Origin of the sequence: Weizmannia acidilactici (genome assembly GCF_008974225.1) — a bacterium.
Taxonomy (GTDB): domain Bacteria; phylum Bacillota; class Bacilli; order Bacillales; family Bacillaceae_C; genus Weizmannia; species Weizmannia acidilactici.
The window spans coordinates 1-12,358 of record NZ_BKZR01000005.1 but is presented as its reverse complement, the minus strand read 5'-3'; the positions used below and the strand labels follow the sequence as shown (position 1 = coordinate 12,358).

Annotated in this window: 11 protein-coding genes and 1 pseudogene; 10 read left to right on the top strand and 2 right to left on the bottom strand. The window is 45.9% G+C overall.

All coding sequences use genetic code 11. The annotated features are described in order from the left end of the window. Positions 1 to 16 precede the first annotated feature (16 nt). From perR to GBH70_RS02720, 7 genes and pseudogenes are all read left to right on the top strand, one after another. Positions 17 to 468 (top strand): annotated as a pseudogene (perR, locus tag GBH70_RS02750) (peroxide-responsive transcriptional repressor PerR). 485 nt (positions 469 to 953) lie between these two features. After that, positions 954 to 2,186 carry an arginine deiminase gene (arcA, locus tag GBH70_RS02745; RefSeq protein ID WP_151679670.1) on the top strand — a complete coding sequence of 411 codons (1,233 nt, stop codon included), beginning with the start codon at positions 954 to 956 and terminating at the stop codon, positions 2,184 to 2,186. Positions 2,187 to 2,200: 14 nt separating this feature from the next. Then, entirely contained in the window at positions 2,201 to 3,217 is a 1,017-nt protein-coding gene (gene argF, locus GBH70_RS02740; protein WP_151679593.1) for an ornithine carbamoyltransferase, read from the top strand. Positions 3,218 to 3,260: 43 nt separating this feature from the next. Then, complete coding sequence (arcD, locus tag GBH70_RS02735) at positions 3,261 to 4,691, top strand: arginine-ornithine antiporter (RefSeq protein ID WP_151679592.1); 1,431 nt, start codon at positions 3,261 to 3,263, stop codon at positions 4,689 to 4,691. A 121-nt stretch (positions 4,692 to 4,812) separates the two neighbouring features. Then, entirely contained in the window at positions 4,813 to 5,769 is a 957-nt protein-coding gene (arcC, locus tag GBH70_RS02730; protein WP_151679591.1) for a carbamate kinase, read from the top strand. A 122-nt stretch (positions 5,770 to 5,891) separates the two neighbouring features. Beyond that, positions 5,892 to 6,587 (top strand): Crp/Fnr family transcriptional regulator, encoded by a 696-nt coding sequence (locus tag GBH70_RS02725; RefSeq protein WP_253693382.1) that lies wholly within the window; start codon positions 5,892 to 5,894, stop codon positions 6,585 to 6,587. Between the two features lie 28 nt (positions 6,588 to 6,615). Next, positions 6,616 to 7,059, top strand: coding sequence for an arginine repressor (locus tag GBH70_RS02720; RefSeq protein ID WP_151679590.1), 444 nt, complete (start codon positions 6,616 to 6,618; stop codon positions 7,057 to 7,059). Between the two features lie 34 nt (positions 7,060 to 7,093). Here GBH70_RS02720 and alsR read toward each other — a convergent pair whose 3' ends face one another. Next, positions 7,094 to 7,981 (bottom strand): acetoin biosynthesis transcriptional regulator AlsR, encoded by an 888-nt coding sequence (alsR, locus tag GBH70_RS02715; RefSeq protein WP_151679589.1) that lies wholly within the window; start codon positions 7,979 to 7,981, stop codon positions 7,094 to 7,096. Between the two features lie 215 nt (positions 7,982 to 8,196). Between alsR and alsS the strand changes: the two genes are divergently transcribed. Continuing rightward, on the top strand, positions 8,197 to 9,879 hold the full coding sequence (gene alsS, locus GBH70_RS02710; protein ID WP_151679588.1) for an acetolactate synthase AlsS: 1,683 nt from the start codon (positions 8,197 to 8,199) through the stop codon (positions 9,877 to 9,879). Between the two features lie 63 nt (positions 9,880 to 9,942). Beyond that, entirely contained in the window at positions 9,943 to 10,692 is a 750-nt protein-coding gene (budA, locus tag GBH70_RS02705; RefSeq protein ID WP_151679587.1) for an acetolactate decarboxylase, read from the top strand. A 138-nt stretch (positions 10,693 to 10,830) separates the two neighbouring features. Here budA and GBH70_RS02700 read toward each other — a convergent pair whose 3' ends face one another. Continuing rightward, entirely contained in the window at positions 10,831 to 11,187 is a 357-nt protein-coding gene (locus tag GBH70_RS02700; RefSeq protein WP_151679586.1) for a YgzB family protein, read from the bottom strand. Positions 11,188 to 11,331: 144 nt separating this feature from the next. Between GBH70_RS02700 and GBH70_RS02695 the strand changes: the two genes are divergently transcribed. Next, positions 11,332 to 12,204, top strand: a complete 873-nt coding sequence (locus GBH70_RS02695) for a nucleotidyltransferase-like protein (protein ID WP_151679585.1) — start codon at positions 11,332 to 11,334, stop codon at positions 12,202 to 12,204. The last annotated feature ends 154 nt before the right edge of the window (positions 12,205 to 12,358 follow it).

The window sequence follows — 12,358 nt, the reverse complement described above, 5'->3', positions numbered from 1 at the left end:
GTTAGAAAAGAGGTGCATGACGGTGTCAGAGCAGCAGTTGAACAAAGCACTGGAAACATTAAAGCAGTCGGGTGTCCGTATTACCCCTCAACGTCATGCGATACTGGATATTTGATTGAGTCCATGTCACATCCAACGGCCGATGAAATTTATAAGGCACTTGAGGGTAAATTCCCGAATATGAGTGTGGCCACCGTTTACAATAACTTGCGTGTTTTTAAGGAAATCGGATTAGTAAAAGAGCTGACTTACGGCGATGCTTCAAGCCGTTTCGATTTTGTTACTTCGAATCATTACCACATTATTTGCGAAGATTGCGGAAAAATTGTGGATTTCCACTATCCTGGCTTGGATGAAGTGGAACAGCTCGCCTCACAGGTGACCGGTTTTAAAGTGAGCCACCATCGTATGGAAATTTACGGTACATGCCCGGAATGTAGCAAAAAGCACAGTTATGTCAAAAGTTGAATAATGCTCTCATACCGGTTGAACTGGTCCATTCCAGTTCTTTTTTTATTGCTGTGGATCTGCTTTTAAGGATCCGGCTCGACCGTTTTTTCCGTAGTTTTCGCGTCTGAAACATTTTGTCCAGTTCATAACCCGGAAAGTACTGCAGTTCAAACGTGCAGCCCGCGATAAAAATCCAAAAAATTTTTTTCTCAGAATTCCCACGGATTTATTCACCAATATACATTCCAAAATTGGTGTGGAATCTTAATGAAACAACAAACATCGAGTAATCATGCAAACGTTTTCATAAATAAAAGCGATTCTGTGATGTATTCCACACAAAGCCTGCTGTAATTTCCACAATGCCCAAACCGAAGATCCCCTATGATAAAGATGTACCGATGATCAACCTTCATGAAGGAAATCAAAAAGGAAATATGCCAGGAGGAGGTACAAAAATGAGACAGTCATCCAACACGACATTGGAAATATCGAAAACGAAGATGAAGTACCCGCTGCATATCACATCGGAAATCGGCGAATTAAAAACCGTATTACTGCACCGACCCGGAAAAGAACTTGAAAATTTAATCCCGGAATATTTGGAACGGCTTCTTTTTGATGATATTCCTTATTTGCCGACCGTGCAAAAAGAACATGATTATTTTGCCGGTATCTTGAAAAACCGCGGTATTGAAGTCCTTTATCTCGATAAGCTCGCGGCTGAAACACTTGAAGATGAAAAAGTGCGCCGGCAGTTTATCGATCAGATACTGTCAGAAAGCGGAGCCAATCCGAACGGCACCTATAACATTCTGAAGGATTACCTGCTGTCATTTCCGGTTGAAGAAATAGTGCACAAGGTGATGGCCGGGGTGTTGAAGACAGAAATTGCGGAGGAAAAGAAAACGCATCTGTATGAACTAATGGCAGGCCACTACCCGTTCTATCTCGATCCGATGCCGAACCTATATTTTACCCGCGATCCTGCAGCTGTGATCGGTGAAGGCCTGACGATCAATCGTATGCGAGAGGAAGCAAGACGGCGCGAATCGCTATTTATGCAGTATATCATCAAATACCATCCGCGTTTTGCAAAATTTGACATCCCGGTATGGCTCGGCAGGGGTGAACGCTTCCCGATCGAAGGCGGGGACGAGCTCATTTTAAGCAAAGACACGATTGCGATCGGGGTCAGTTCCAGGACTTCCGCGAAAGCAATTGAAAATTTGGCGGTCCAGCTATTTCAAAGACAGGGAGAAATCCAAAGGGTCGTCGCGGTTGAAATCCCGAAATCGAGGGCATTTATGCATCTTGATACAGTGTTTACAATGGTCGACTTTGACAAATTTACGATTCATCCTGCTATCCAGGGACCTGACGGAAATATGCGGATATACATTTTGGAAAAATCGGAGGATCCGGATCAGGTCAATATCCGGGAAAGGAACAACTTGCCGGCTGTTTTAAAAGAAGTGCTCCATTTGCCGGAAATTGATTTCATTCCTTGCGGCGGCGGTGATATTATTGCATCGGCCCGCGAACAGTGGAACGACGGATCAAATACACTTTCGATTGCCCCCGGGGTGGTGGTAACGTACGACCGCAACTATGTTTCCAACGAAATGCTTAGAAATCACGGCATCGAAGTCATTGAAATTCCAAGTTCGGAATTGTCGCGGGGACGTGGGGGCCCGCGCTGTATGAGCATGCCGATTTTGCGCGAAGATATTTAAAGGAGGAGAAAGATATGGCTGTTTATGCTGAAAACAAAGTCAATCTGAAAGGAAGAAACCTGCTAACCTTATCCGATTACACGGAAGAAGAAATCCTTTATTTGCTTGATCTCGCGGCGGATTTAAAAGCGAAGAAAAAAGCGGGCATTCCACATCGTTATTTGGAAGGGCAAAATATCGCGCTATTGTTTGAAAAGCCTTCCACACGGACAAGATGCGCGTTTACAGTTGCGGCTGTTGATTTAGGGGCGCACCCGGAATATTTGGGCAAAAACGATATTCAGTTTGGCAAAAAAGAATCTACTGAAGATACAGCAAAAGTGCTAGGCAGGATGTTTGACGGCATTGAGTTCAGGGGATTTTCCCATGAAACGGTTGAGCTGCTTGCAAAATATTCCGGCGTGCCGGTATGGAACGGGCTGACCGATTTATTCCACCCGACCCAGGTGCTGGCGGATTTCTTAACGATCAAAGAACAGATCGGCCACTTAAAAGGCGTTAAGTTTGTGTATGCCGGCGACGGCCGCAACAATATGGCGAATAGCCTGCTCGTCAGCTGTGCCAAAGTCGGCATGGATGTCAGAATTTGTGCGCCGAAATCGTTATTTCCGGCGGTATCGCTTGTGAAGGAAGCTGAAGCATTTGCCAAAGCTTCGCACGGCAGGGTGCTGATTACGGATAACATCGAAGAAGCAGTTGACGGCGCGGATGTTATTTATACGGATGTTTGGGTATCAATGGGCGAAGAATCGCAGTTTGAAGAAAGGATCAGACTCTTAAAACCGTATCAGGTCAATATGGAAATGATCCGGAAAACAGGCAATCAAGATGTCATGTTCCTGCACTGCCTGCCTTCTTTCCATGACCTGGAAACGGAGATTGGACAGGGCATCTACGAAAAATTCGGTCTGAAAGAAATGGAAGTGACGGATGAAGTGTTCCGCAGCAGCCATTCGTACGTATTTGACGAAGCCGAAAACAGAATGCATACGATTAAAGCCGTCATGGTTGCCACCAATCGGAGGGATTAAGAAAGCCGGTTGATCTTCAAATTAAACACTTGAGGTGAGAAAAATGGGAGACCAAAAAAAGCTCAGTTTGTTGTCGCTTATTGCCATTGTCATTGGTTCGATGATCGGCGGCGGGGCATTTAATCTGGCAAGCGATATATCGAACGGGGCGCATGCCGGCGCAATCATCATCGGATGGGTCATTACCGGGATAGGTATCATAGCCCTCGGCCTCTGTTTTCAAAACTTGTCAATGCGCCGCCCGGATTTAGACGGCGGCATCTATAGCTATGCCAAAGCAGGGTTTGGAAGTTTCATGGGTTTTAACAGCGCCTTCGGATACTGGTTGTCGGCTTGGCTTGGAAACGTTGCATACGCCACTTTGTTGTTCAGTTCTATCGGCTATTTTATCCCGGGGTTTGACGGCGGGCAAAACGTTGCTTCGATTATTGGCGCCTCCATCATGCTTTGGATCGTACATGCACTCGTGTTAAGAGGGGTACATTCCGCTGCACTTGTGAATCTTGTCACAACGATTACAAAACTTGTTCCGGTTTTCCTGTTCATTGTCATAATGATCTTCGCTTTCCATGCCAAAACCTTTACGGCGGATTTCTGGGGTCCGCATGGCACAGCGTTCCACTTTGGAAATGTGGCGGCTCAAGTGAAAAGCACAATGCTTGTAACGCTTTGGGTATTCATCGGTGTGGAAGGCGCGGTCGTCCTTTCCGGGCGTGCCCAAAACCGGAAAGATATTGGGAAAGCAACGGTTATTGGGCTGATCGGCACATTGGTCATTTATATCTTGATTTCGCTGCTCTCTCTTGGTGTTATGGCTCAAGGGGAACTGGTCGGCCTGCCAAATCCGTCGATGGCTTATCTGCTTGAACATGTTGTCGGCAAGTGGGGTGCCGTAATCATCAACCTCGGCCTGATTATTTCGGTATTAGGCGCCTGGCTCGGCTGGACGATCCTCGCCGCCGAAATTCCTTTTGTTGCCGGTAAAGACGATGTTTTCCCGGCATGGTTTGCAAAAGAAAATAAAAATCATGCCCCGGTAAATTCGCTGTGGCTGACAAATGGTTTAATCCAGCTGTTTTTGATCACGCTGCTGTTCACGGACAGAGCATACCAATTTGCTTATTCGATGGCTTCCTCGGCCATTTTAATCCCGTATTTGTTTTCGGCGCTTTACCAGTTAAAACTGGCAACGACAGGACAATATTATGAAGCCGGCGAGAAACGTGCAAAAGACATCGTGCTTGGTATCATAGCCACCGTTTATGCCGTATGGCTTGTATATGCGGCAGGGCTGGACTATCTGCTTCTGACAATGATTTTATACGCCCCGGGCATCCTCATTTTCGTCGGGGTGCAAAAAGAGCATCATATTAGGAAATTTTTCAACAGGGCCGAATTGCTTGAAGCATGTTTGATTGTCTTTCTGGCTTTATGGGCGCTCGTTTCGCTCATCACAGGTTCGATTAAGATTTAAGTATTATTCCTAAAAAATCGCGCAATTCGCGGCGGCCTCCCCATACGAAAAAAACAGTCGGATTGCGCGATGATCAGCACTCTGGGATTACAGAGCGATTTTTAAGGAGAGAGATTGAGAGATGAAAAAGAAAAAAGTCGTCATTGCGCTCGGCGGCAATGCTATCCAAGCCAAGGATGCAACAGCCGAAGCCCAGCAGCAGGCATTGAAGGAAACAGCAAGGCAACTGTTAAAAATTATGAAAGCCGGATATGATATGATCATCACGCACGGAAACGGCCCACAAGTCGGGAATATCGTGCTCCAGCAGCAGGCTTCCAATTCCGAAAAAACACCGGCCATGCCGCTTGATACATGCGGTGCCATGAGCCAGGGAATGATCGGCTATTGGATGGAAAACGCCCTTGAAGATGCGATGGAAGAAGCTGGCATCAAAAAAAATGTAGCAACGGTCGTAACGCGTGTTGAAGTTTCGCCGGATGATCCTGCTTTTCAACATCCTTCCAAGCCGATCGGCCCGTTTTATACGGAAGAAGAAGCAAGGAAAATGATGAAAGAACAAAATATCACCATGATAGAAGATGCCGGTAGGGGCTGGCGGCGGGTTGTCCCTTCGCCGCAGCCGGTCAATATTCTGGAACACAAAATGATTAACCAGCTGATGGAAGGCGGGAATGTCGTCATTGCGGTCGGCGGGGGCGGCATTCCGGTGATACGTAAAAACCACAGCCATATCGGGGTGGAAGCGGTCATTGATAAAGATTTTGCAGCCCAAAAGCTTGCCGAACTGGTCAATGCCGACATCCTGCTTATTTTAACGGCTGTCGGCCATGTATGCATCCATTACATGCGGCCGGATGAAAAGATTTTAACCGATATTTCCATTGAGGAACTAAAAAAATATCTTGAAAATGGTGAATTTCAGCCGGGAAGCATGAAGCCAAAAGTGGAAGCGGCGATCCTGTTTGTGGAATCCAATCCTTCAAGGAAAGCGATTATTACTTCATTGGATCATGCGTTTGATGCCCTCGAAGGAAAAATAGGGACGCAAATCATGGTTGAACAAGTCCCTGTATAACGATATGATGAAAAAGGAGGAATGTGTGCGTTGCCTCCTTTTCTCTGTTTTTTCAGAAAAAGGAAACGCTTTCCAAAGGCTGGTACTACATTAAAATAATATAAACGTATTGGGTGATTTTTGTGAAAGTGGACAAATCACATGAAATTAGAAGCATATTGAAAAGATTTGATGTGTTTAAAGATGTTCCTGAAAAGATTTTTATAGAACTTGAAATGAATTTATACCACCGGACTTACCGGAAAGGACAGCAGCTGTTTATGGAAGGTGACCCGCGCGAAAGAATTTACTTGCTGGTGGACGGTTATATCAAAATTGACAGGATGGACGAGAACGCCTCCTCCTTTTACGGGGATTATATCAAACCGTATGAGCTTTTTCCTTACGGCGGCCTGTTCAAAGATAAAGAATACCACTATTCTGCATATGCAGTGACCGATATCGAACTGTTTTATATTCCGGCGGTCCTGTTCGAAGAGATTGCCAAATCGAATAACACTTTGCTGCTACATATAGTTGAACATCTTTCCGATATTTTAGTTTTGCACGAATCGAGGCTGCAGCTTATCACAAACAGCAATGCTTCCGAACGTGTCCGCCATGTACTCTCCATTTTGCTTGAAGATTTAGGCATCCGTGCGGGAAAGGAAATCAAAATCCTCTGCCCCATTACGGTGGTTGACATCGCAAAGCTTGCGGGAACCTCCAGAGAAACAGCCAGCCATGTTTTAAACGAATTTAAGCGGGACCATACCATCTCTTTTGAAAGGCAGACCATCACATTCCACAAACTGGAAGTTTTCAAAATGGATAAATGATAAAATCATTTAAAGCGGGGATTCAAATATGGATAAAATGCAAAGGCAGCCGAAAATATGTGAATTGATCCAGTCGCAGCCCATTCACAGCCAAAATGAGCTGGTCCAAAAACTTGAGCAAGAGGGGATTCATGCGACGCAGGCAACCATATCAAGGGATCTTCAAGAATTGCATGTCTCCAAAATCATTGATGGCAATACATACCGGTATGCACTCTCACCAAGCAAAACGGATACTCAATGCCGCCTCGCCCATTGCATGCACATGTGGCTGAAAACCATGGTTACGGCTGACAATTTAATCGTCCTGAAAACAGACCCCGGTTGTGCCCATGTGCTCGGCGTTCTTTTGGACCAATTGGACGACAGGGATAAAATCGGTACGGTCTGCGGCAATGATACTTGCCTTGTGATTTGCCGGAACGGAAAAGCCGCCGGACATTTTCTTAACCGTATTTTGGAAAAGTATTGATAGGGTTTCAATTTTCCGGGAGTTCCCCATATTACTAAAATCCCGCTGTGACCCGGTCCGATATTTTTAAAAAATTGGCAAGGGCCGGGTTTTGGTCATCTTTTCTGTAAGCAATCGAAAGCACCGCATTTAAAGGATGCCCGTCAATTTCCCTGTACACAATATCCAAATTAAATAATTTTTCTGCTGTCCTTGGCAGTACCCCGATCCCGATACCCGCCGTAACAAGCCCTACAACCATTTGGTATTCTGTCGCTTCCTGGACAATTTTCGGGCTGAAATCGGCATCTTGGAACAAGGAAAGAAATTCATCATATAACCCCGGCCATATGTCGCGGGACACGACAACAAACGGGACATCCGCTAAATCCTCGATTCGGATCGTTTCTTTTTGTGCGAGCGGATGGTTTTTCGGCATTGACAATGCAGCTGTCCCATTTTGGATCACTTTCGTTTCGATCAGCAGATCATGGATCGGCGGATGGAGCAGGCCGACGTCGATTTCCTTCCGGTGCAACGCTTTAATTTGGTCCGGCGTCGACAGTTCGTGCAAGGAAACGGCTGTTTTTGGATATTTTAAGCGGAATTCTCGGACCACTGCCGGCAAAATATCGTAAGTTGCAGAGCCGACAAAGCCGACAACGACGTTCCCGAATTCTCCCCTGCCGGCACGCCGTGTATTTTCAACAGCCTGGTCCAGCTGTTCAAGCACCTGTTTTACTTCCCTTAAAAACACTTTTCCCGGAATCGTCAATTCAACATGCCGTTTGCTGCGGATAAAAAGATCGACCCCGATTTCTTCTTCCAGCTGACGGATCTGCTGGGAAAGCGGCGGCTGGGTCATTTGCAGCCGCTCAGCCGCTTTTCCAAAATGGAGTTCTTCCGCGACGGTCAAAAAATAATGGAGATGGCGCAATTCCATCGGCAATCTTCCTCCTTATCGACAGATGATTAATATTTTTTGTGTATTATTCATATGGCAATAATATATTTTAAACATTTCCAAAAGTAGTGTAAAGTATAGATAGAAAAAAGATCGCCCAGCCTATAAATGAACGTTTTCCCCTATAAGAAGCGGGCGAATGTTCAAAATACGGCTGCCCTTATAAGGAACAACTTTTGGGAGTGTGAGCATTCGTGGATAAAACGCAATCGATTGATACAAAGAAAAAAACAGCTGCTGACCTTGTTGTCGACTGCCTGATTAAACAGGAAGTGCCGTATGTTTTCGGAATTCCGGGTGCAAAAATTGATGCAGTGTATGATGTGCTGCAGGAACGCGGCCCTGAATTGATTGTTTGCCGCCATGAACAAAATGCGGCCTTTATGGCTGCCGCAGTTGGCCGCTTAACGGGAAAACCGGGCGTCTGCCTTGTGACAAGCGGTCCGGGGGCTTCGAATCTTGCGACCGGGATTGTGACTGCGAATACAGAATGCGATCCGGTCGTTGCCATTGCCGGTGCGGTGCCGCGGGCGGACAGGCTGAAGAAAACGCACCAGTCGATGGATAATGTTGCACTGTTCCAGCCGATTACGAAATATGCGGCAGAAGTCGTTCACCCGGACACGGTGCCGGAAGTGATGACAAACGCATTCCGTTCCGCTGCATCCGCACAGGCCGGAGCCGCTTTCATCAGCTTCCCGCAGGACGTGCTCTCAGAGCCGGCGTCGGTTAAAGCTTTGGGCCCGCTGAAAAGCCCAAAACTCGGCAAAGCAGATGAAGAAGCGGTGAAAAAAGCCGTTGAGGCGATCCAAAACGCGAAACTGCCGGTCATTTTGGTCGGGATGCGGGCAAGCCGCCCGAAAGTCGTAAAAGCGGTGCGTTCTTTGCTGAAGAAAATCGCATTGCCGGTTGTTGAAACGTTCCAGGCGGCCGGTTTAATTTCAAGGGATTTGGAAGAACATTTCTTCGGACGGATCGGCCTGTTCCGCAACCAGCCTGGCGACATTTTGCTTGAACATGCCGACGTCGTTTTGACAATCGGTTATGATTCTGTGGAATACGATCCGAAGTTTTGGAACGGCCATGGTGAAAGAAAGATTATCCATTTGGACGAAATACAGGCCGATATTGATCACGATTACCAGCCGGAAATAGAACTGGTTGGCGATATTGCCGCAAGTGTCGACAGCATTAAGGACCAGCTGACACACTTGAATATGAGCGGAAAATCGATGGAATTGCTCGAACATCTCCGCAACCAGCTGAATTTGCGCGATGAACCATCCGATAATGCGGATTCCAATCTCGTCCATCCGCTCCAGTTGATCCGGGATTTACGTTCATTGATTGACGACAATGTTACGGTAACGTGTGATGTTGGTTCTCATTATATTTGGATGGCACGCCATTTCCGCGTTTACGAGCCAAACCGCCTGCTGTTCTCAAACGGCATGCAGACGTTGGGGGTTGCGCTTCCTTGGGCGATCGCGGCAACGCTTGTCAACCCGAATGAAAAAGTGGTCTCTATTTCCGGGGACGGTGGTTTCTTATTCTCGGCGATGGAACTTGAAACGGCCGTGCGTTTAAAATCCCCGATTGTGCACATTGTTTGGAGCGACGGAGCATACGACATGGTTGCATTCCAGCAACAAATGAAATATGGCCGCACATCGGGAGCGGATTTCGGCCCTGTCGATATTGTGAAGCACGCTGAAAGTTATGGTGCAAAAGGTTTGCGGGTGAACTCTCCTGACGAGCTTGTTTCCGTTCTGCAGGAAGGGCTAAATTCCGAAGGCCCTGTTGTGATCGATGTTCCTGTTGATTACAGCGACAACCTCGAACTGGCGAAAAAACTGCTGCCAAACCAATTGGTTTAAGGTTTGAACCGCCGTCGTACCTGCTTTTTGCATGCCAAACTTTTAGGAAAGAAGGGGTTTTACATGAACACAGCTGCGAAAAATTCGAGCGTGGAACAAACTTTAACACGTCCGATGGATGAAGTTTACCAATTGTCGACGATGACTTCCCTACTTGACGGGGTTTACGAAAGCGATATGACGTTTGCCGAACTGAAAAAATTCGGGAATTTCGGCATTGGCACATTCAATCATTTGGACGGGGAATTAATCGCGTTTGACAACGAGTTTTATCAGCTCAAGGACGGTACAGCGCGCCGCGTCCGGCCTGAAGACAGCTCGCCGTTCTGCTCGTTGACGCATTTTACAACAGACATTACTTATAAAGTAGACGGGCCGCTTACCCGCCCGGAATTGGAAGAATTGATCAAAGATCTTGTTCGCAGCGAAAATTTATTTTACGCAATCCGCGTGGATGGCGTGTTTAAACAAATGAATACAAGAACCGTTTCGTACCAGGAAAAACCTGTTCCGATGACGGAAGCCGTAAAATCTCAGCCAGTTTATTCCTTTGAGGATATTAAAGGGACACTCGCCGGCTTCTGGACGCCGATTTACGCGCAAGGAATTGCAGTTGCCGGGTTCCATTTCCATTTCATTGATGACGGACGCACCGGCGGAGGGCATGTATTTGATTATGTGCTTGACTATGGCACGATCCAAATCAGCAAAAAAACGCATTTGAATCTGCAACTTCCGGAAACAGAAGGATTTTTAAACGCGAACCTCTCCCGTGCCAATCTTGCGGACGAACTGGAAAAAACGGAAGGATAATGAGCCTGTCCACTTTCGGCTGATTTGCCGGAAGCGGGCGGCTTTTTTATTGCTGTGATTTTACGAGGCTCATTGGAGGAAACGGGCAGATTTGCAGGGGCGTTTGCATAAAAAAACCGCCTGCACCGGCGGCGGGAATCATTTTTTTTGTAACTTTTTACGGTTATAAGCTTTGTTGAACGCTTTTCCTTCAAGCTCCGAATCCAATGTCAGCGGCTCGTTGCAGTGCATGCATATATCCACCCGTCCTAGCATTTTTGTCGGCTTACCGCAGCCCGGGCAAACAACCTGCACTGCTTTTGTCGAGAGCATGCCAATCCAAAAATAAACCATTGTGCTGAATAAAATAAAAAGGATCCCGAGTACCATAAAAACGGAAACAACGATCGGGTGTGCACGGAAAAACAGCCCGATATACATGACAATAAATCCAATGAAAATCAAGCTTAATGCAAATGTCCGGATTTTATTGATTTTGCTCGAATATTTCGTCAACTCCACCCCCTCATTTTAAATATAACATAACTAGCGAAAATGGAAGGAATGCAATATACTGAAATTTGTTGCTAAAATTTGCAGGGGATTTCCCGCAAATTGTTGAAATATGCGAGTATGGAGAAAATGATGGAGGAATGACGCATGAGAGACATTTTGAGGCCGATTTACCAGGAAAGGGCGAGCCAGCCAAATACGCTATCTGTCTTATATATTGAAAAAAAACCGGATGAAGAAGCCGCAACAAATCTGTTTGACGCCATTCTCTTCATCATTGTGAAAGAACAGGAACAGCCTCTGTACGTGAAGCATTACCGTTATGAGGGTAAAAAAGCCGCTTTGTATATTGTTGCTGAAAACCAAATGAAAGAGTGGCTGCTGTACGGTACGAACAGCAAGATGATCGAGTGGATTGCAGAAGGCCAAATTTTATTTGACCGCAATGAATATATGGCGCAGTTAAAAAACGAAGTGCGCGATTTCCCTTTCCAAGAGCGCAAAGTGAAAATCGGGGCGGAATTTTCGAAACTGATACGGAGATATTTGGCCGGAAAAGACTTTTTCAAGCAGGGCCAGTATTTGGATGCATACAACCACATGATCCACGCTTTGCACCATTTGGCCCGGCTTGCGGTAATTGAAAATGGCTTCCATCCGGAAATTACCGTCTGGAACCAGGTAAAGCAAATTGATTTGCAAATTTTCAAGTTGTACGAAGAACTTGTAACGAGTGAAGAATCGCTGGAAAAGCGGCTGGAACTACTCTTTCTTGCGAGTGAATTTCTCATTTATTCAAGAACGCCGCTTGGCACGCAGCATTTACTGGAGATCATGGAACAAAAAGAAGATTGGACAATTGACGAGCTGCTCTCCCATCCCTGCCTTAAGCCGTACAGCATCGATTTAACGGTTTTGCTTGAGTTTTTAATTGAAAAAAATATGATAGAAGAAGTTGCTGTGCCGACAAAAGGGCCTGAAATTTACCATCGCCATTACCGTGCCGTAAAAAAACATTAAAAAATTTTATTTTAGTATTGACGAATAATAAATAGCTTGGTATATTAATATACGTCGCTGATGAACACGAAAAAAACGATGTAAAACAAAAAATATTGACATCGACTTGTTATAGTGATATAATAACAAAGTATTTATCACAAAAAAGTGATTG

Excerpts from the sequence above, each read along its gene's own strand:
- arcA (WP_151679670.1), top strand. The coding sequence starts at position 954 with ATGAAGTACCCGCTGCATATCACATCGGAAATCGGCGAATTAAAAACC.
- argF (WP_151679593.1), top strand. The coding sequence starts at position 2,201 with ATGGCTGTTTATGCTGAAAACAAAGTCAATCTGAAAGGAAGAAACCTG.
- arcD (WP_151679592.1), top strand. The coding sequence starts at position 3,261 with ATGGGAGACCAAAAAAAGCTCAGTTTGTTGTCGCTTATTGCCATTGTC.
- arcC (WP_151679591.1), top strand. The coding sequence starts at position 4,813 with ATGAAAAAGAAAAAAGTCGTCATTGCGCTCGGCGGCAATGCTATCCAA.
- GBH70_RS02720 (WP_151679590.1), top strand. The coding sequence starts at position 6,616 with ATGGATAAAATGCAAAGGCAGCCGAAAATATGTGAATTGATCCAGTCG.
- alsR (WP_151679589.1), bottom strand. The coding sequence starts at position 7,981 with ATGGAATTGCGCCATCTCCATTATTTTTTGACCGTCGCGGAAGAACTC.
- budA (WP_151679587.1), top strand. The coding sequence starts at position 9,943 with ATGAACACAGCTGCGAAAAATTCGAGCGTGGAACAAACTTTAACACGT.
- GBH70_RS02695 (WP_151679585.1), top strand. The coding sequence starts at position 11,332 with ATGAGAGACATTTTGAGGCCGATTTACCAGGAAAGGGCGAGCCAGCCA.